Annotated in this window: 16 protein-coding genes; 7 read left to right on the top strand and 9 right to left on the bottom strand. The window is 49.2% G+C overall.

All coding sequences use genetic code 11. From position 1 onward, the window contains the following. The first annotated feature begins 81 nt into the window (after positions 1 to 81). Positions 82 to 1,260 (top strand): oxalate decarboxylase family bicupin, encoded by a 1,179-nt coding sequence (locus ACFVS2_RS15525; protein WP_390235284.1) that lies wholly within the window; start codon positions 82 to 84, stop codon positions 1,258 to 1,260. Positions 1,261 to 1,298: 38 nt separating this feature from the next. Here ACFVS2_RS15525 and ACFVS2_RS15530 read toward each other — a convergent pair whose 3' ends face one another. From ACFVS2_RS15530 to ACFVS2_RS15550, 5 genes are all read right to left on the bottom strand, one after another. Then, entirely contained in the window at positions 1,299 to 2,528 is a 1,230-nt protein-coding gene (locus tag ACFVS2_RS15530) for an MFS transporter (RefSeq protein WP_173616764.1), read from the bottom strand. Between the two features lie 64 nt (positions 2,529 to 2,592). After that, positions 2,593 to 3,192, bottom strand: a complete 600-nt coding sequence (locus tag ACFVS2_RS15535) for a TetR/AcrR family transcriptional regulator (protein WP_173616765.1) — start codon at positions 3,190 to 3,192, stop codon at positions 2,593 to 2,595. Between the two features lie 408 nt (positions 3,193 to 3,600). Beyond that, positions 3,601 to 4,809, bottom strand: a complete 1,209-nt coding sequence (locus ACFVS2_RS15540; RefSeq protein WP_390235287.1) for a chromate transporter — start codon at positions 4,807 to 4,809, stop codon at positions 3,601 to 3,603. 248 nt (positions 4,810 to 5,057) lie between these two features. Then, positions 5,058 to 6,857 (bottom strand): vWA domain-containing protein, encoded by a 1,800-nt coding sequence (locus tag ACFVS2_RS15545; RefSeq protein WP_390235288.1) that lies wholly within the window; start codon positions 6,855 to 6,857, stop codon positions 5,058 to 5,060. 3 nt (positions 6,858 to 6,860) lie between these two features. Then, positions 6,861 to 7,925 carry an AAA family ATPase gene (locus tag ACFVS2_RS15550; RefSeq protein ID WP_173616768.1) on the bottom strand — a complete coding sequence of 355 codons (1,065 nt, stop codon included), beginning with the start codon at positions 7,923 to 7,925 and terminating at the stop codon, positions 6,861 to 6,863. 247 nt (positions 7,926 to 8,172) lie between these two features. Between ACFVS2_RS15550 and ACFVS2_RS15555 the strand changes: the two genes are divergently transcribed. Both ACFVS2_RS15555 and ACFVS2_RS15560 read left to right on the top strand, forming a co-directional pair. Further along, positions 8,173 to 9,060, top strand: a complete 888-nt coding sequence (locus ACFVS2_RS15555; RefSeq protein ID WP_390235290.1) for an alpha-helical endospore appendage domain-containing protein — start codon at positions 8,173 to 8,175, stop codon at positions 9,058 to 9,060. Positions 9,061 to 9,218: 158 nt separating this feature from the next. Beyond that, positions 9,219 to 10,760, top strand: a complete 1,542-nt coding sequence (locus tag ACFVS2_RS15560; protein ID WP_390235292.1) for a vWA domain-containing protein — start codon at positions 9,219 to 9,221, stop codon at positions 10,758 to 10,760. 9 nt (positions 10,761 to 10,769) lie between these two features. Here the strand turns inward: ACFVS2_RS15560 and ACFVS2_RS15565 are convergent, their stop codons facing one another. Continuing rightward, entirely contained in the window at positions 10,770 to 11,381 is a 612-nt protein-coding gene (locus tag ACFVS2_RS15565; RefSeq protein ID WP_390235295.1) for a DedA family protein, read from the bottom strand. A gap of 124 nt (positions 11,382 to 11,505) precedes the next feature. Between ACFVS2_RS15565 and ACFVS2_RS15570 the strand changes: the two genes are divergently transcribed. The 3 genes from ACFVS2_RS15570 to ACFVS2_RS15580 all read left to right on the top strand — a co-directional run bounded on the left by ACFVS2_RS15570 (position 11,506) and on the right by ACFVS2_RS15580 (position 15,443). Then, positions 11,506 to 12,363 carry a helix-turn-helix domain-containing protein gene (locus tag ACFVS2_RS15570; RefSeq protein WP_390235298.1) on the top strand — a complete coding sequence of 286 codons (858 nt, stop codon included), beginning with the start codon at positions 11,506 to 11,508 and terminating at the stop codon, positions 12,361 to 12,363. A gap of 79 nt (positions 12,364 to 12,442) precedes the next feature. Next, the gene (locus ACFVS2_RS15575) at positions 12,443 to 13,927 is read left to right on the top strand and encodes an amidase (RefSeq protein WP_390235301.1); all 1,485 of its coding nucleotides are present in this window, start codon (positions 12,443 to 12,445) and stop codon (positions 13,925 to 13,927) included. Positions 13,928 to 14,021: 94 nt separating this feature from the next. Beyond that, positions 14,022 to 15,443 (top strand): DUF1254 domain-containing protein, encoded by a 1,422-nt coding sequence (locus ACFVS2_RS15580; RefSeq protein ID WP_390235304.1) that lies wholly within the window; start codon positions 14,022 to 14,024, stop codon positions 15,441 to 15,443. Positions 15,444 to 15,496: 53 nt separating this feature from the next. Here the strand turns inward: ACFVS2_RS15580 and ACFVS2_RS15585 are convergent, their stop codons facing one another. Genes ACFVS2_RS15585 through ACFVS2_RS15595 form a run of 3 tightly spaced genes read right to left on the bottom strand, consistent with a single transcriptional unit; the run spans position 15,497 to position 18,509 of the window. Continuing rightward, positions 15,497 to 16,423, bottom strand: a complete 927-nt coding sequence (locus tag ACFVS2_RS15585; RefSeq protein WP_390235490.1) for a glycine betaine ABC transporter substrate-binding protein — start codon at positions 16,421 to 16,423, stop codon at positions 15,497 to 15,499. Positions 16,424 to 16,440: 17 nt separating this feature from the next. Continuing rightward, on the bottom strand, positions 16,441 to 17,286 hold the full coding sequence (locus ACFVS2_RS15590) for an ABC transporter permease (protein ID WP_173616774.1): 846 nt from the start codon (positions 17,284 to 17,286) through the stop codon (positions 16,441 to 16,443). Then, positions 17,283 to 18,509 carry a quaternary amine ABC transporter ATP-binding protein gene (locus tag ACFVS2_RS15595; protein WP_390235306.1) on the bottom strand — a complete coding sequence of 409 codons (1,227 nt, stop codon included), beginning with the start codon at positions 18,507 to 18,509 and terminating at the stop codon, positions 17,283 to 17,285. Before ACFVS2_RS15595 ends, ACFVS2_RS15590 begins: the two co-directional genes overlap by 4 nt. A 260-nt stretch (positions 18,510 to 18,769) precedes the next feature. On the opposite strand from ACFVS2_RS15595, the gene ACFVS2_RS15600 reads away from it, so the two are divergent. After that, positions 18,770 to 19,318 carry a GbsR/MarR family transcriptional regulator gene (locus ACFVS2_RS15600; RefSeq protein WP_173616776.1) on the top strand — a complete coding sequence of 183 codons (549 nt, stop codon included), beginning with the start codon at positions 18,770 to 18,772 and terminating at the stop codon, positions 19,316 to 19,318. Positions 19,319 to 19,405: the final 87 nt, after the last annotated feature.

Consider the following 19,405-nt stretch of genomic DNA (forward strand, 5'->3'; position numbering starts at 1 on the left):
GCAAGCCGATGCATAGGCATGGTTAGTGGATGAAATACGACAAAGCCTATGCCTGTCCAAGGATGAAGGAGGTTGCCCCGAATGAATCCGCCAGACAAAGGGAATCAAATTCCTCAGCCAATGAGGAGTGACGGGACCGGATGGGTCGATCTCGGCCCACGGAACGTCATGCGTGATCGGCAAAATCCGAATATGCTAGTTCCTCCCGTCACAGATGCGGGCTTGCTGCCTAATCTGAAATTTTCCTTCTCAGATGCCTCGATGACATTAAATCATGGCGGTTGGTCCCGTGAAGTCACCATACGCGAGCTGCCAATCGCCACTACACTTGCGGGTGTAAACATGAGCCTGACGCCAGGTGGTGTGCGCGAGTTGCACTGGCATCAGCAGGCGGAATGGGCTTACATGCTGCTGGGTCGTGCACGAATTACATCCGTTGACCAACGCGGACGGAATTTTATCGCGGATATCGGCAAAGGCGATCTGTGGTATTTCCCTCCCGGCATCCCTCACTCGATTCAGGGACTAGAGGAAGGCTGCGAGTTTTTGCTCGTTTTCGACGATGGGCATTTTTCCGATCTGAATACGCTATCGATCTCCGATTGGTTTGCTCATACGCCAACAGATGTGCTTTCTGCGAATTTTGGTGTGCCTGAACCTGCCTTTGCCGACATTCCTTGCAAGCAAGTGTACATTTATCAGGACGAGGTTCCGGATTCCATTGATGCAGATGAAGTGGAATCTCCGTACGGAACCGTCCCCCTCCCTTTTTCCCATCGCTTACTCGCCCAACGCCCCCTCATTACACCTGGAGGCAGTGTGCGCATCGTCGATTCCCGCAACTTTCCGATCTCCAAAACAATCGCGGCAGCACTCGTAGAGCTACGTCCCGGTGCCATGAGAGAGCTTCATTGGCATCCCAATAACGACGAGTGGCAATATTACATTTCAGGCCAAGCGCGGATGACTGTTTTTATCGGAAACGGAAACGCCCGAACTTTTGACTACCAAGCAGGTGATGTTGGTTACGTTCCTTTTGCGACGGGGCATTATATCCAAAATACTGGGACGGAAACGGTGTGGTTTTTGGAAATGTTCAAGAGCGACCGCTTTGTCGATGTATCGCTGAATCAATGGATGGCGCTCACCCCGCATGAACTCGTCGCTTCCAACCTGTGTGTAGGTCCTGAACTATTAGATGCCTTGCGCAAGGATAAATGGCCCGTTGTCAAATATCCTGGATATGGCTATGTCCCGTGAATGCAAGAAAAGACCAGCCCGAATGGACTGGTCTTCTTTTATCCATGAATGGAAACTTGACTGGAGGCCGCATTCGCATCCTTCAGGTTGCGGTTTTTAACTCCTAGCGATAAGACGAAACAGATAAGCAAAATCAGACACGCTAGTGCATACGGATAGTTGATATCTATATCGAATAAAAATCCAGCTACGATAGGACCTGCAATATTACCAAGACTGGTAAAGGCTGAGTTAAGGCCAGCAACATAACCCTGTTGATCCTTTGCAAGCATCGACATCTGGGTACTGATGGCCGGTCGCAAAATATCGATCGCCAGAAATACGATAAAGGTAACGGCAAAAATCATCCAAAATCCGTGAACAAAAAGCGTCAGGACAATAAACAAACCAGCAAAGAGCAGACAGACCGAAATGACCCTTTTCTCGCCAAAGCGATTCATTATCCAGCTAAAGGCAGTAAGCTGAACCACTGCGCCTGCTATTGACCCGAATGTAATGATAAACGCGATATCTTTCGGCTCAAATCCAAACTTATGGTCGACAAACAATGAAAAGACCGTTTCAAAATTAGCCAGTCCGAAAGACATGACAAACACAATGATCAAACTGAAAAAATAAGGCTCTCGATAGGAGTACATTAACTGGGAAAGGAGACTGCTTCGTTGTTTTTCACTAGAAGAAGAGTCCGATAATGATTCTTCCGTAGGTTTCGATTCCTTAAGGATTAACAACGTGATGCATGCAGCAATCAGTCCCGCAATTCCTGCCGAATAAAAAGGTACGCGAATACCAAATTCAGCAATGTATCCTCCAATGCCTGGACCGATGATAAAACCAGTCGTAATGGCTGCCGTAATATACCCCATACCGGCCGCTCGTTCTTCATTCGTTGTAATGTCTGCTGAGTAAGCCATTACGGCTGGCATAATCAGTGCAGCGCTGATGCCACCTAGCAACCTAGAAACAAACAGCAGGACTGGAGAATTCGCTATACCGAACAGCCCTTCTGAGATAGCAAACACGACCAAGCCGATCACAATGATCTTTTTTCTTCCGAATGAATCGGCCCATCGCCCGGCAATTGGGGAAAAAAGAAGCTGCGTCAGTGAAAAGGCTGCCACTAACAGGCCGATAGTCCCCCCGGTAATTCCCAAACTCTCCATGTACTTTGGCATAATCGGTATAACAAGCCCGATCCCCGTAAAGACAAGGAAAATATTGAACATCAGAATCAATAGGGCTCCCTGATTTTTTAATAATAAAGCCATTTACTATTCCTCCAATCCATCACAAAACACTGAATATCTATTCTAGATAATCGCGTAAAAAAAGCTAGCGGGACGGTTTGACAATGCCAAATAAAAACACATCCATCGCTAACCGAAAAGTCGCCAGCGCTTCCTCTCGTTCCATTCGTCGCGAGTGTTGATTTAAACCAAACATCAGGCTGTCCAGGATAATGGCGACTCCGGTTACATTCGTCATTTCAAATTCGCCGTTATCGATCCCCTTCTGGAGCAACTGTTTATTAAAGTCGATATAACCTTGGATCATTTCGTTGATACGATCCTCCACATCCGAAGGCTTCTCCGACATGTCGAAAAATTCATCAGCAGCCTTGGTCAGCGGATGGTTCATAAAATCGGTCGCAAAATGTTCAGCCATACCATACAATTTATCGATCGAGGTCGTGTAGAGCTGTTCCTTGGCCAGCCACTTCTCTTCCCATTCTCTGTTCCAAACTTCAATCAGATGTAAAAACAGCCCTTCCTTGCTCTTGAAATGATAATAAATGTTACCGCCGCTGTATCCAGTAGCTTTCACGATATCTTCTATTGATGTGGCCTTGTAGCCTTTTTGCATGAATAAAATTCTGGACGCATCCGCAATCTTCTTCTTTGTCTGCTCCGTTTGCTGCTTCTTTTTATTCAATGATCCTTCACCAACTTCCCATCCAGCAATACTGAACTTTCATTCAGTATTATAAGCGTTACAAACATCCTTGGCAAACCTTCTTATGCGATAAGAAAGAGCTATGAAGGGCATTTTGGTTTGAGTCAACATAGTGAAGGAGAAGAAAAAGCACAGGTCCCTTCGACTCTGACACGCCAGCAGGGGGGATTCACTGGCCGTCTCCACTTCAAAAAGGGGACCGTCGAGCCAAAGCCACCCTACGGGCGGAAGGTTCTCAAGGAAGCAGTGTTCGACAAGCGGGTCCCCTTTTTGAAGTTCCGACTGGGCAGGCGTTGTCAAGGTCTACGAGCTCTGTGCTTTTTCTTCTCAGCAGCTTTATTAGTTCATTTGAGACCTTTTAAAACTTAGGATGATAATGACTTCAGTCTAAGACAGCAACAGACCGTACAAAGCCCCCGTAATCACAACCAGCCATGGCGCCAGCTTCCAATGCTCCAGCATGATAAACAAAATAGCCGCTACCGCAAAATCCAGCGGAGCAAGAATGGTACTCGTCCAAATCGGATCGTACAGGGCTGCCAGTAAAATACCGACGACTGCTGCATTCACACCTACCAGCATTCCTTGGATTTTCGAATTTCTCCTCAAGGAATTCCAAAACGGCAATGCGCCGATGACGAGTAAAAAGGCCGGTAGAAAAATGGCAATCGTAGCCACTACTGCACCGACTCCTCCTGCAATCATTGCTCCCAAATAAGCAGCAAAGGTAAACAATGGCCCCGGTACCGCTTGTGTAGCCCCGTAGCCGGTCAGAAACGACTCTTGCGTTACCCAGCCTGTCGGAATTACCTCCCTCTCCAGCAAAGGCAATACAACGTGACCTCCACCAAAAACAAGTGTGCCTGCACGGTAAAAGCTCTCAAACAGCGCTAGCAAGGAAAAGCCTGTGCTCTCTCGGAGGATCGGCAGCACTAGCAAAAGTCCGAAGAAAACGATCCAGCACGCAATGGCTAGTGCACGACTGATCGGCACACGAAATTCAGGGAGCTCCGAAACTTTTTGCTGCCGGAAGATAAGCACCCCTGCTATTCCTGCTAGAATCATGACTGTGACTTGACTCCATGCAGAATGCCACAACAGCGTGATGGTAGCAGCGCTGATCGCCATCGTCACCCGCGTTCGATCCGGGGCCAGCTTTTGTCCCATCCCCCATACGGCATGAGCAACAATCGCGACAGCTACTAATTTTAGACCGTGAATCCAAGAAGCACTGCCACTGTCCACTCCTTGTAAAGTGAACGCAAATATCAGAAGCGCCAATACCGATGGCAGAGTGAAGCCGATCCATGCAGCTACCCCTCCCCACAATCCGGCTCGCATGATTCCGATTCCGATCCCTACCTGACTGCTTGCGGGACCAGGGAGGAACTGACAAAGCGCAACCAAATCCGCGTAGCTTTGCTCATCCATCCATTTTCTTCGTCGAATGTATTCGTTGTGAAAATAACCGAGATGCGCGATGGGACCACCGAATGAGGTCAATCCCAGCTTGGTAGAAACGAGAAAAACTTCACGCACAGCTTCCCATCTGCTTATTTTGTTGTGCCCGGTTACTTCTAAGAGATTATTCTTCACTTAGCTGTACACCTCTCCGCTTTCCGCTTCATCATACAAGCTATTTTATCGCTTTTCCTACCCTATCATTGTAAAAAGATCATAAAAAAACCTCTATCGCGGCCTATTCATGGGGGAGCGACCGCGTTTTAGCGGAAAGCTTTTATGCGCTCCGAAAAGTTTAAATATAGTCGAATTTGCACTGTGAAGCACTTAAACTTTCCTACACGTTGAAGAAGGCTCCGCATCGATACGGAGCCTAAACCCTGCTATTCCATTCGAAATACCGGTCCTCTCGCCACGAACGGCAGATTGCTCCCCTTCGGCAGCATGATGGCATGACTACGAGTTACTTTGATCCGATCACATTCCCCATCGGTAATGATCAAAATCGGTCCGTCCTTTGGAAAATCGATTGCTTTCTCCAGCATGTCGATGCCCGGCTGCAGGATCGTTCCCCCGCGTCCTTTTACTTTGACGCGTCCTGCAATGTCCTCGGGAGAAAGGTAGCCCGCATCATGCGCCTGCGCATCACAAAAGACCACGCGCGCATACGGAACATCTCGCGCTTCACTGTAGCTCGCGATCGCCCCCAATGCTTTGCCGAGCAGCTTGGTATCCATCGAGCCGGATGTATCAATCACGACGCCAAACGTGCGTGCCAGCTGATCCGTTTCCCGAAAGCTCCAGGCAGGACGGGCAATGTCAGGTGTAGAGGACTGTCTGCGGCTTGCCCTTGCATACGTACGACTCTTTTCCAACGGGGGAAAATGCTCGTCAAACCAACGGGCAAGCTGAACATCCCACGGAATCGGCGGCTGCCCCAAGGCGCGAATCTCTTCTACCAAACCCGCAGGCAAAAGCCCTCGTCCTTTCTCCTGGTGGTAGATCAAGCCTTGCGACATCGCATTGCGATAAAAGTCATCCAGCGTCGTTCCCGGACCCCTATCCCAAAAACGCGGATCGTCTCCATCCAAAATATCGCCCATGCCGATTCCACGTAAGGTGTAGAGCTTGCGATACGTACGCATGTCCGTCACGATTCGATCGTAAATGGCCTCTGCCGACAGTCCCTTCAAGTCTGGATCGTACAGTCCGCCAATTTGCGGAAAACGTCCCACTCCGAGCTCCATCAGCCATTGATTAATCACGTAATCGCAGCTGACATTCCAGTAATACGGGTCGCGGCCTTGGCAGCGCTCATGGTGGCGAAGCCCTGCGTGCAATAGCTCGTGTGCCATCACAAATTTGCATTCCTCTTCATCCAAGCCCGCCGCAGGATTGATGAAGATTTCGTTGGATGTTACATCAATGGCTGCCACCGAGATTTGCAACCGTTGACAGATCTGTGAATCCTCGATAATCGTGAAATGACTCGCTAAGGAAGCCAGCAATGGATAATGATTGATGAACCAGCGCTTGGCCTTTTGTGCCTCGGACAGCTGGTTCTCTTCATTCCCGAGAGCATCGGAATAGCCGCCCGCTACGCTGACAGCACTTTGCACCGCCTGCGCCAGCCCAATCCCCAAGAGCCGCTCCCACTTCACATCTCGATTGTAGGTGTACCGGACGTATTTATCCGAGAAAAGCATATCTGCTTGTTTTTCACCGCCCGTTCCAAACAGCTTCAAATGCTCCGGCACCCCATGCTCCACGAACCAGTCATACAGTTCCTCTTCGCTCTTTCCCGATTTATCCAGCTCAAAGGCCATTTCAGCAGGAGGCTTCCCCAGCTTCATGTCTCTCAAAAAACGCGTAATATAACAATCGCATGCGATGTTCCACAAAATCGGCTGCTCTTTTTCCACAAAATGTCCGAAGCCCAAATGCAGCAGCGCATGTGCGAGAACATAAATCCATTCCCCGACTTCCCCTCTGCGCTTCGGATGCGCGTACAAGCTACCTTCCCGGGTCACGACTACCCAACCGTTATCCGGACAAATACTTCGCTCGGAACGAGTAAAGTGCGCTCGCGAGGACAGCGGACCAAACATCGGGTGATGACTCAAAAAATGGACGGCCTGCTCGTAGTTTTGCGTCGCCGGGTCGTTTTGAACTCCTCTGGCCATTGGCTATTTTCCCTTCCTGTCCATGGCTAGACGCGGTAAATCACGAATTACCTCTACAACGAACCAGTCTGGCAATCCGTCGCCATCCTCGTGCCGCGCCACTACCATCTGCGCCATTTCCAGAGAGATGGATGCGAGCTCCTTCAAGAGAGCTTTCGCTCGGTGTGCAAACCGTTTATGCTGCTCCCCCACGGAGGCTTTATCCGCTGGCAATTCTTTTTTGATCTGCGAACGGAATGAATCGGCCAGAAAATACAGTACGTCCCGATCCTCTGGAGCCGTCGGAAAAGAAGCATCTCCCTCCAAAATACGGTTGAGCTGGTATTTGCCTTGAATGTTTTTGTGAAAAGCTCGAAATTGAGCAGCATGCTGGGGCGTCAAGCATCCGAAGGCCAGTACCCCCACCATCTCTGTCGTCAAGTTCTCACCGAATTCTTTAAGGGCATCAGAGAGCATGTGCCAGGAACGCGGAGTAGAAAACGGTTCCTCGCTCTTCGGTGGCTGCGACCACAAATAGTCCGGGCGCACCTCCAAAAATTGCAGCACGTAAGAATGGATGCCGTTGCTGTACGCCCAATTCATCCATTGTTCATACGAGACTAGCAATTGCACGTGGAACATCCGGTTGATCAGAGCAGACGACATCGGTTTGACAATCGCGCTATCCTGCGCGCGGTTTCCTGCCCCAATCACAATGGACCCTTCTGGCAGATGGTAATCCCCAATTCTCCGCTCATGAATCAGACTGTAAAACGCCTTTTGCACTTCTTGCGAGCATGCATTCAATTCGTCAAGAAACAAGCAGTACGGTTCTTCTCGCGCAATTTGCGCAGGTGGGCAAAATCTACTTTTCCCGTCTACGATCTGTGGGACACCAATAATATCCTCAGGTGCCAGCTGACTACCCAATAACGATACGCAAGGCAGGCCCACCTGCTCGGCAAACGCCTCGACGAGAGACGACTTGCCGATTCCTGGTGCGCCCCAAATAAAGACTGGACGAGCTACTGCAACGTTTAGCAGCACATCCATCAGTTGATTTTGCGTTACTTGAATTCCTAGATTCATTTCATAACCTCTCTTGTTTGATTGATTTTTGCAGCAATCTACCTCTTTCCATGATTGATTTCCATTGACTAGAGCGACCGTCACACCACAAATATTTCCTAATATTACAAGAAGATTGAATAAGGAGCAAGAAAGAATGGCATCACATGGTAAACCGTACCTGAATAAAAACAACGAAACCGACCAATCCCCTTATGCACAGTATCGGAATAGGATGAGAAGACATGAAAAAAGGAGGACGTTTCATTTGTCACAAGCAAATATCCCTAACATTACCCCGCTCATTACCATCACACAAAGCCAAGTCGCAAACTTGCTACTGGCATCTATCGCATTGGAAGAGCTAGGGTTAAGCCATATCATTAATGCAGAGGCGGAAAAGTTTCAATATGTCCTTGGTACGCTTCCAGGATTAACAGGTCCCACTGCAACCATTAGTGATTTGCTGAACGTTAATGCTAGTGTAGTAAATACGCTCAGAGAGATAACAAAGAAAGAGATTCTGCTGTACAACAAGCTGAATTCCGTATTAACAGCATCGTTTATCGCTAGTCTCACAGGACCAACGGGAGCCACTGGAGCGACTGGTCTACCAGGAGCCACCGGACTAGATGGAGGGGGAACAGGAACAACAGGGGCCACCGGTGTTACAGGTGTTACAGGTGTTACTGGAGCCATCGGGGTAACGGGGGCAACAGGTACTGTTTCCAGTGTTTTCGGTAACTTCTGGCTATCCTCGGCTATCGATATTTCGCCAAATACGATCGTCCCACTTAATGTGTCGAATGCAGACAATTCACTTGGCTTTTTACTCGCTGGCGGGCAAGTGACCGTACCTGCAAGCGGCATCTATCTCATCAGCTATCGTGTTACTACTGCACAAGCGAGTGAAGCGTCTTTCATTATCAGAAGGAATGGCGCCAATATTACGGGCTCTGCCGGAACTTCAAGCAGTGCGGATAGTGCAGAGGATGGAAATGCATTCGGCATGGTTACCTCTTTCACCCGATTAGTAGCAGGAGACATCGTAGACATATTCCGTACGGGAGGTATCGCAGACCAGTTTTTGCAAAGCTTCGCAGACGGAACGACGACGGTTACCGGCTTCCTCACTTTAGTGAAGATCGCCGACTAATCCAAACATAAATCATTACGCCACTCGGAGCCGCAGCTACGACTCGATCCTGGCTGTCGTTGCGAGTGAAGCCCTTGCTGCGGACAAGCCTACTTCTCCTCCTTATGTAACATTCCTTTTTTTACCACGTCACATAGGCAAAGGGGGAATCATTAAAGATGAGAAAAATCGTGAAAGCCAGTGGCATCACCCTATTGGTCGCATCCTTGATCGGATGCAGCTCGAGCGAGCAGTTCGCATCAAGAAGCGAAAGTGGAAACAAACCAGCAGCATCTGTTGCGCAAAGTCAAAACAATCAGGTAGCCTCCAGTCCAAGTCCTCCCAGCCAACTAGCTGATTACGCGCTGAAAAAATCGGTCGATCCCCTCCCCAATGACATGTACTTCAAAGATTACGGCACCAACCAATTTGTTTCTACGGCGAAGGACCGCCTGTCTACTTTTGCCGCTGATGTGGACACCGCCTCTTACACCATGATGCGCAATTTTATAAAAGACGGGAATCTCCCGCCAGCAGAAGCTGTTCGGGTGGAGGAATTCATCAACTTTTTCCCCACTTCGTATCCCGCGCCAACCAATCAAACATTTGCGATTCAGGCTGATAGTGGCCCCTCTCCCTTTCAAAAAAATCTTCAAGTAGTGCGAATCGGGATCAAAGGAAAGGAATTACACGCCCAAGAGCGGAAGCCCGCTAATCTCGTCTTTGTCATTGACGTATCTGGCTCGATGAATCAGGAAAATCGTTTAGAGCTGGTGAAAAAGAGCTTACATGTTCTTGTCGATCAACTCCAACCTACAGATTCAGTAGGGATCGTCGTCTATGGATCAGAGGGACGCGTTCTTTTGCCTCCAACCTCTGCCGAAGACAAACAGGCGATTTTATCAGCCATCGATGAGCTGCAACCCGAAGGATCCACTAATGCGGAAGAAGGTCTGGTCCTCGGTTATGAAATGGCGGCCCGTTCCTTCAAGCCTACTGCCATTAACAGGGTGATTTTATGCTCCGACGGGGTAGCCAATGTCGGAGAAACAGGGGCCGAGGGCATTTTGCGTTCGATCGAGGACTATGCGCGAATAGACATTTACTTGAGCACTTTTGGCTTTGGGATGGGAAATTATAATGATGTCCTGATGGAGCAGCTGGCGAACAAAGGAGAAGGCAACTACGCCTACATTGATACGTTTTCCGAGGCGCGCCGCATTTTTACGGAATCATTGACAGGCATCCTCCAAACGATCGCTCGTGACGTAAAAATTCAGGTAGAATTCGATCCTAAGAAGGTAGACTCGTATCGCTTGATCGGTTATGAGAACCGCGATGTCCGCGACAAAGATTTTCGCAACGACAAGACAGATGCGGGCGAGATCGGCGCTGGACATAGTGTGACCGCTCTTTATGAAGTGAAGCTCGCTTCCCCTGCCCATGCAGATCTCGGGACGGTTCGCGTGCGCTATCATCATGCCTCTTCCCAAAAAGTTGAGGAACTCTCCGAGCCCGTGAAGGTGCAAAATACCTTGTCTCCTGATGTGACGTTCCTTGCTGCTGTAGCAGAGTACGGGGAAATATTGCGAGAGAGTCCGTATGCCGAAAGAAGCTCCCTTGGCGATGTACTCAAACTGGCGGAAGCCACAGCCACTGGAGAGGAACAGCTCGAATTTGTCCGCTTGGTAAAAGATAGCATGGCGATCAGCAGGAACTAATGCTTGTTCCTAGGCTCTGGTGTCGCGCCTGTATCTCATCCAAATATAAACCATCATTCCAATCGCCGAACTGATTAGCAAAAATGTGATGCCGTAATGACGTATATAAACGACAACCTTGAGCCACTCTTTCTCAAGCGCCCGTCCCAACAGTAAAAAAGTGACACTCCAAAGAAATGCGCCGGCGTAAGCAAATAAAGCGAATCGTCGAAACCCCATTGTAGAGACTCCTGCCAAATAGGCGGTAATATGACGGACGCCAGGCAAAAAATAGCCGATCAATAACAGGTATGGACCGTACTTGGCAAACATCTTTTGGGTTGACTCTATTTTTTTCGGCGAAATATGCAAGTACGGTCCAACCTTCATCAGCAACGGCAGCCCCCACTTCCACGCGATGGCATAGCTGATCGTAATCCCTACTGCCGCTCCCAAAAAGGCGCTCAGCACTGTAAACGGCATATGCAAAACACCACGGGAAACCGCATAGCCAGCGTATGTCATCAGTACCTCATCGGGTATGGGGAGCCCTACAACACCAAGTGTGAGCGAAAAAAAGATGCCGACATATCCATATTTCATCAAAAAAAGGTCCAAATGCTGCTCCACGGCTACCTCCAATAATGTTGTCCTACTTCATTGTATTCTCTCCCTATTCTTTGGCATTCTGGCTTTTTTACAAAAAACCAGGTCAGAGCATATGGTATCCTAAAAAAAGATCTTATTTCCTTTTTCAGGTGACGTCATGAACTATATAGAGCAAATAACATATGCCCTCTCTTTTATTGAGAAGCAGTTAACGGAAAAAGTCACACTCGATGAAGTGGCATCAGCCGCCGGATATTCCAAGTACCATTTTCAACGGTTGTTTTTTCACGTGACAGGAGACACTGTCGGCCAATACATTTCGAAGAGACGCTTGACCGAGGCTGCCAAAGCACTGTTGCTAGAGCAAAAGAGCGTGACGGAGGTCGCCTTTACATACGGCTTTGATTCTCACGAAGCCTTTACTCGCGCCTTTACCAAACGCTTTGGCCTGCCTCCTTCTGCACTTAGGCGATCTGGAAAAATGCCGCGGTACACAATGCTGGAGCGTCTCGAGCTATCATATTTAGAAAATATTCAGCTGCAATCGATTGAACCCGTCTATGTCCCTGCCCACGACGAACTGAACCTGGTAGGCTACTCCTCCACTACCCGTTCGACAGCAGATATTGTCCATTGCTGGAACCAATTGGGGCAGAAAATCGAGGTGCAGAAGAACCAGAAGCGTTATGGGGTCATTCGCTACCCGGATGCTTTCGGGCTTTCGTTGAGCTTTGCCTATTTTGCTGGTATACACACTACGGAGCAGGTTGGCACAGACGGATTGGAATCACTCACGCTGCCTGCATCTGGTTATCTTGTTTTCCCTCACAAAGGATCGGTGCAAAATCTCAAACTGACGTATCAATACATATACGGGAGCTGGATGACACATGCATCCGCATCCGACCAGCTTTATGCCCGATACGATTTTGAATACTACGATCACCGCTTTCTCGGAAATGACCATCCTGATTCGCTTTGCTTCATTTATATACCCGTTCTAGCCCGAGAATAGTCGATAGCGGTTCGCATTTTCGATCAAGTTTTCCTCGTTTTCCTGTCGTACGCTAGACGTGTGAAAAGGAGTGAATCGAATGAAAGAACTGACCTATTTGACAGCAACGGAGATGGGCACTTGGATTCGCGAGCGGAAAATAAGCGCCGAGGAAGCTACCCGGCATATTTTTAAACGAATCGACTCCCTCAATGGCAAAGTGAATGCCATCGTCGCGTATGATGAAAAAGCTGCAATCGAAACCGCCAAACAAGCAGATAAAGAAATAGGGGAAGGCAACTATCGTGGCCCTCTTCACGGGGTACCAATCACAATCAAAGATTCTTTTGCCACAGCAGGACTCGCCACGACTTCTGGTTTCCCACCTCTAAAAGGGTACATTCCACAACACGACGCAGCAGTCGTTAGCAGACTGAAGCAGGCAGGAGCCATCATCCTGGGCAAAACGAATGTCCCTCCTCTTCTGATGGACATGCAAACAGACAATGATATTTACGGCAGGACGAATAATCCGTGGAATCTGGAGAGAACAACAGGCGGAAGCAGCGGAGGATCGGCAGCCGCAGTTGCTGCCGGGCTTTCCTATTTGGATATTGGCAGTGACATTGGCGGATCGTTGCGTGTTCCGGCTCATTTCTGTGGCGTATTTAGCTTGAAGCCGACAGAAGGAGCCGTTCCGGCAAGAGGACACATGCCCGGCTTTGAAGGAATGTCTGATTTTACATCGTCTCGTCACTTGGCCTGCTATGGTCCTTTGGCCCGATCGATCGAGGATTTGGAAGTGGCGTTTTCCATCATTAGTGGTGGAAACGGCAACGCTGGCCTGCCTCATGGACCACAAGTCTTGCCACCGACCATCCAGGAACAGCCCCTACGCATTCGCTGGATGGAGGAACTGCCCGGCTACCCGACGAGTCGAGCCATTCGCGATCAGTTGCGTCGCTTTGTCAAAATGCTGGAGCAACAAGGCATGCGCGTAGAACAAGTGACGGCACCACCTTTAGATGTACGCAAAACTTGGGAAACATGGGGAAAAATCATCGACGCGGAGTTAAACTCAACGACACCTCCACTCATTCGTGGTTTTGCTCATCTCCTAACGATGCCGATTTACCGCCAGCTTCCCACGGCTACCATGCTCATCCCGCTGACGTTCAAAAATTACATGCGTGTCTTAACCATTCGGGAGCAGCTCATTCGCGGCTTTGAGCAATTCATGGCAGACTGTGACTTGTTCTTGTGTCCGGTTAGCTGCACGACAGCTTTCCCACATTTGGCAAAATCGAAAATGTGGGGCTACAAGCCGCTTTACAACAAACCGCTGTACGTAGACGAGAACCCGCAAAACTACTGGGCCGCTACGACTTTTTATACGAATCTGTTTAATGTTACCGGAAGTCCGGTCGTAACGATGCCGATTGGTTTTGATGTGCAAGGTCTTCCTATTGGCATACAGTGTGTGGGCAAGCGATGGCGTGATAGGGAATTGCTACAGGGAGCGTCGAAATTGTATGCGACCTGCCCAGAGTGGCGGGCGCCTGAAATTTCTGTGGAGCCGCATTGAGAATAAAATATTCCAGCCCAACTTGCATAAAGCCCCTTTCCTATGAAGAAAACTACCAGTGCGAACCCCATTTCTGGTAGTTAGGAGGGGCTTTATGCTTCTATTATTGAAAAAGCGCCTGACACTGATCGTTTCTATGCTTTGTATGACGCTGCACCTGTCCGGCCTGTCCTTTGCAAAAGAGACAACAAACGTTCCATCTATCCAACAGTCACATCTCTCCCAAACGAAGTCGTTTCTTCCATCGCAGGAGAGGCTTGCCTACTCGCTCGGCATTCAAGCATACATCTATGGCTATCCATTAGTGATGTCCGCCAAAACGATGGAAGCCATGGTCAAAAATCGGGCGCCAATCAACCAGTTTTTTTATGCGGACACACTCGCTTCCCCAGCTTATCGGGATATCGTGACGCCGAACTCCGATACATTGTATATGAGCGCATGGCTGGATTTGTCAGAGACGCCCGTCCGCTTGACTGTCCCCGCTAATCCGCAAAACCGCTACTATACCGTGCAAATGCTGGATGCGTACACAAATACGTTTCGCAATGTCTCCAATCGTTCCACCAAACAGCAGGCCGGGCAATACATCATTGCAAGCCCACAATGGAAAGGGCCTACCCCTGCCCATATATCTGTGATCTACGCCCCTACGAATACCGTTTGGCTCATTGGACGTGTCGAGGTAAAGGGTGAAGCTGATTTGCCGCAGGCTGTCTCGTTTGAAAAACAAATCGCGATTGCCCCTGTCCACCCAAAATTGCAAACGGCACATGTTCCCGAAGCGCTTCCCCCTGATGTGTTGTCATCCCTTTCCTTTTTTCAAGTCATGACGAAATGGATCCAGAGCAATCCCCCGCCCGAATGTGATCGCGTCCTGCTCGATCAATTCGCTCAAGCCGGGATCGATGTCCAAAAAGGCTTTGATCCTTCCGGGCTCGGTCCAGCCAAACTTGCGGGCCTACAGCATGCCTTACAGGATGCCCCGTCCATCGTACAAAATGGCTTTCCCAGCTACGCCACCTTCCGTAATGGATGGGGCTCCTTTTCCCCCATCGGCACATATGGAAATCAGTTTCTCGCCCGTTCCTTTATCGCCTATTCCGGTATTGGAGCCAATGTACCGAGAGAGGAAGCCTATTATCGTGCATTGACAGATGGATTAGGAAAACCACTGACGGGAGCCAAAAGCTATACGCTGCATTTTACAAAGGAACAGCTTCCCAGGACGTCTGCATTCTGGTCGATCAACGTCTATGACAACCAACTGTTTTTAGCCAAAACAGCGGCCGATCGCGCATCGGTTCGCAGCAATACAGGAACGCTAGCGTACAATCCAGATGGCTCCCTCGATCTGTATTTGCAACAGCAACCGCCCAAAGGCAAAGAAGGCAACTGGCTCCCGCTCCCTGAAGGCGAGTTCAATCTCGTTTTGCGGGTATTTGCACCGGAGCCTGCAACGCTGGACAAACAGCACGCTTGGCCCGCTGTCACGGAAAGCAACCCAATACCGTAACACAGCAAAAAGGCACCGCCCCATCGTGAGCGGTGCCTTCTGTATTGAGTCTGTTACTTCTTCAAATCTTCAATGGAGTTGATCTCCATATAGGCTGGAACAGCCAAGCCCAGCTTGGTTCCTTGCAGGTTCGGACCGAGATCCTCTACGTCTTTACCCAGCTTTTCCATGTAGTCTGCGTGCGTCGTTGGCAGCCATGCTGCTACCATTCCGTCCACATCACCGTTTGATACACCTACCCACATTGGGCCGGCTTCTACTTGGCTAAGCTCCACCTTGTATTTCAGCTTTTGCTCCAGAACCGTCTTCACCACATTCGTGCTGGCGATTTCAGAATCCCACGCGACGTAGGCGAGCGTCAATTTTTTGCCTTCTGCAGGCTGGATGCCTTCTACCCACTTGTTGACGGTAGCCTCATTGTTTTTCACCCATTCGGCTGCTGCCTCTTCCGGCTTTTTGCCGCCCTCGATATCGAGCATCACTTTTTCCATGTCCGCAGGTGTCCACGAAAACTTATCGAGGAACGCATACGCACTTGGGTGCTCCTCCTTCAGTCCTTTGCGCACGATGGTATGAATTTGTTCATCCTTCCCGAAAGTGCCTTTCGGATCTTCGAGGTATTTCATCTCAAACTTGGAGAACATCCAGTGAGGTGTCCAGCCTGTCACGATAATCGGCTTTTTGTCTTTGTAGGCTTGTGTCAGAGCTGCCGTCATCGCTGCACTGGAGCCCTCCACCAGTTCCCAATCTTTCAGATCGTAGTCTTTCATGGCTTTTTCCGTCGCTTTCATCAGACCAGCGCCAGGATCGATTCCGATAATTTTATGATCCACTTGTGCCCCAACGCTATTCGGTGCAGACGTACCGGTATTGCCCTCGGCAGGCTGATTTCCCTGCGGTGTTCCCGCATTTGAACATCCTGCCATCACCATACTGAGTCCGAGTGCGACTGCCAGCCCTTTCAAGGTGCCTTTTTTCATTTTCATGAAAACCCCTCCTACGCGTTTTTTCTCTTTCCAACACTTTGCGTGAGACGATCCAGCAGAATCGCCAAAATAACGATAGCCAGACCCGCCTCAAAACCTTCACCGATCTTGATCTGTGTTACGGCACGATACACGTCCGCCCCCAAGCCCTTTGCTCCAATCATGGAGGCAATCACGACCATGGACAGCGCGAGCATAATGCTCTGGTTAATCCCGGCCATCATTGTCGTCTTGGCAATCGGTAGCTGTACCTTCGTCAGCTTTTGCCAGTAGGTAGAACCGAACGCTTCAGAAGCCTCGATCAGATCGGCAGGAACTTGACGAATTCCCAGGTTGGTCAGACGGATCGTCGGTGGCATCGCAAAAATGACAGAAGCGATAACCCCCGGTACTTTACCGAGCCCAAAGAAAAAGATGGCAGGAATCAAGTACACAAACGCCGGCATCGTCTGCATGAAATCAAGCAGCGGTGTGACGACCTTTTGCACGGAATCATTCTTCGCGCACCAGATACCAACGGGAATCCCGATAATCACCGAGATCAACCCTGCCGTCAATACCAGCGCAAGTGTTTCCATTGAATGCTCCCAATAACCCAGATTCTGAATCAGAAGAAGTCCAATGAAGGTAAAAAGAGCAATTGCCACTTTGCCAGCGCGATACGCCAGCAGCGTAAACAAAATGATCAGGACCCAAAACGGGATTCCTGTTAGAATCCACGAAAACAAGTCAACGGTTCCACCGATTACAGCTGATATAAAGTCGAACAAGAAGCCCAAATGCTCTTCCAGTCCATCTACAATCGTTTCTATCCAACTGTCGAGCGGCAGCTTCGGAAAAAGTTGGTTTTGACTCATGATGGATTCACCTGCCCCTCTTCAATCGTTGGCTCTGGAACTTGTTGATTTACTTTTCCTGCCAATCCACCCAAGACGGCTCCTTTTACAATCACGCCCAACAGACGATTTTGTTCTCCTGTAACCGCCACGGGAATATCTGAAAACGCGACAAGGTCAAACATCTCATTGAGAAGCGTCTGTGGTCCGACAGTTGGTACCTCAGTTCGCAGCACAGATTCCAGCGACTGTCCTGCTTCCTTGGCTCCGTTTACTGCGTCTGCCGTCAGCACACCCAGCAATGTTTTTCGTTTATCCACCACGTACAAACTGGAGACACCGCGCTCACGCATCATTTGCAGTGCGACGCGAGGCCCTCTGTCCAGTGTGATCGTCTCTGCCCGCTTCATGACTTTTTCAGCGGACAACACCTTGGAACGATCCACATCCTCTACGAAGCGTTCTACGTATTCGTTTGCTGGATTGGTCATGATTTCTTCCGGCGAGCCGATCTGTACGATCGCTCCGTCTTTCATCAGAGCGATTCGATCCCCGATCTTCAATGCTTCGTCCAGATCATGCGTAATGAAAATAATGGTCTTCTGCATGGTGCTCTGCAGTTCCAATAGCTCATCCTGCATGTCCTTTCGAATCAACGGGTCCAAGGCACTGAATGCCTCATCCATCAACAGCACATCGGGTTCATTCGCGAGTGCACGGGCGAGGCCCACACGCTGCTGCATCCCGCCACTCAGCTGATCCGGGTAGCTTGCTTCCCAACCGCCGAGTCCGACGAGTGTGAGTGACTTTCTCGCTTTTGCCTCACGCTCGGCCTTTGGCATCCCTTGAATCTCCAGGCCGTACTCCGCATTTTCAAGTACTGTCCTGTGAGGGAACAAGGCGAACTTTTGAAATACCATTCCCAGCTTCTTTCTTCTTACATCCTGTAACTGCTCGGTGTTCATACTGACGATATCCGTACCGTCAATCAGGATTTTGCCTTCTGTTGGTTCAATCAACCGGTTCAACAATCGAACCAAGGTCGACTTCCCGCTTCCCGAAAGCCCCATGATGACGAATATCTCGCCTGCATGCACCTCAAAACTCGCTTGATTCACCCCAAGGGTAAGACCCGTTTCCTTCAAGATTTCTTGCTTGGTCTTCCCCTGCTTCACCTGGGACAATGCGCGTTGGGGTTGGCGTCCAAAGATTTTGGTCAAATTCTCTACTTTGATCTTGGGCATATGGTCACCTCCAACTTTTACGCCCGGCATCCGGACTGTTCTTTACCCTTACAATTGTAACCAGCCAATTTTTTTACCTCAAACTGGATGAGGCAGGATAATCGGGCATTTTCAGCGTTCAGAAAAAACTTTACGTACTTTACTTCCTGTATTCTCAGTTTATCACGTATATACTGTACGATATCTCCATTTACTTTTTGCTTTTGGAGACGTACAATTCTAGTCAGGTTACTATGACTAGAGGAGCTGCTTTTTTCAAAATGGATACCAATCAAGAAAAAATCCTCGAAAAAGCTCAGGAACGCGTGATTGAAACGCTAGCTCGCAACATGGATCTGTATGGAATTACCATGTCAACGGGACTGCTGTATGGCACATTGCTCTTTCAGGACAAGTCAATGACACTCGATGAGATGGGCGAAGCACTGGGCATGAGCAAAACCAGCATGAGCACTGGCGTCCGCACATTGATGGACTTAAATATGGTAGAAAAGATATGGAAAAAAGGGACACGGAAGGATCATTACGAGGTCAACCTGGATTGGTACCAGAACTTCATCGACCTCTTTTCCGTGAAGTGGCGACACGCCTGTGAACATAATGTACACGCCTTGAAAAAGTCGCTCCTTGAGCTTCGCGCTCTCCAGAAATCCGAGGAGCTTACGGAAGAAGTTAAGGAACAGGTTGACCTTAGTATCAAGCGCATTGAAAATGGGTTGGAATATTATCTGTGGCTATCCCGTTTGATCGACTCCTTCGAATCACATGATATCTTTCAGTTTGTACCGAAAAAGGAAAATGAATCATAAGAAGTTCGCAATCGAAAAAGACTCGTTCCTAACAATAGGAATGAGTCTTTTTTGTGGTACAATTATCCAGAGCGGATTCACGCTCTT

It is taken from the genome of Brevibacillus sp. NPDC058079, from assembly GCF_042885155.1.
Classification (GTDB): domain Bacteria; phylum Bacillota; class Bacilli; order Brevibacillales; family Brevibacillaceae; genus Brevibacillus.

Bases quoted from the DNA above. Each gene is read 5' to 3' on its own strand.
- ACFVS2_RS15550 (WP_173616768.1), bottom strand. From the start codon at position 7,925: ATGAATCTAGGAATTCAAGTAACGCAAAATCAACTGATGGATGTGCTG.
- ACFVS2_RS15585 (WP_390235490.1), bottom strand. From the start codon at position 16,423: ATGAAAAAAGGCACCTTGAAAGGGCTGGCAGTCGCACTCGGACTCAGT.
- ACFVS2_RS15590 (WP_173616774.1), bottom strand. From the start codon at position 17,286: ATGAGTCAAAACCAACTTTTTCCGAAGCTGCCGCTCGACAGTTGGATA.
- ACFVS2_RS15580 (WP_390235304.1), top strand. From the start codon at position 14,022: ATGCTTCTATTATTGAAAAAGCGCCTGACACTGATCGTTTCTATGCTT.
- ACFVS2_RS15575 (WP_390235301.1), top strand. From the start codon at position 12,443: ATGAAAGAACTGACCTATTTGACAGCAACGGAGATGGGCACTTGGATT.
- ACFVS2_RS15560 (WP_390235292.1), top strand. From the start codon at position 9,219: ATGAGAAAAATCGTGAAAGCCAGTGGCATCACCCTATTGGTCGCATCC.
- ACFVS2_RS15570 (WP_390235298.1), top strand. From the start codon at position 11,506: ATGAACTATATAGAGCAAATAACATATGCCCTCTCTTTTATTGAGAAG.
- ACFVS2_RS15525 (WP_390235284.1), top strand. From the start codon at position 82: ATGAATCCGCCAGACAAAGGGAATCAAATTCCTCAGCCAATGAGGAGT.
- ACFVS2_RS15545 (WP_390235288.1), bottom strand. From the start codon at position 6,857: ATGGCCAGAGGAGTTCAAAACGACCCGGCGACGCAAAACTACGAGCAG.
- ACFVS2_RS15530 (WP_173616764.1), bottom strand. From the start codon at position 2,528: ATGGCTTTATTATTAAAAAATCAGGGAGCCCTATTGATTCTGATGTTC.
- ACFVS2_RS15600 (WP_173616776.1), top strand. From the start codon at position 18,770: ATGGATACCAATCAAGAAAAAATCCTCGAAAAAGCTCAGGAACGCGTG.
- ACFVS2_RS15595 (WP_390235306.1), bottom strand. From the start codon at position 18,509: ATGCCCAAGATCAAAGTAGAGAATTTGACCAAAATCTTTGGACGCCAA.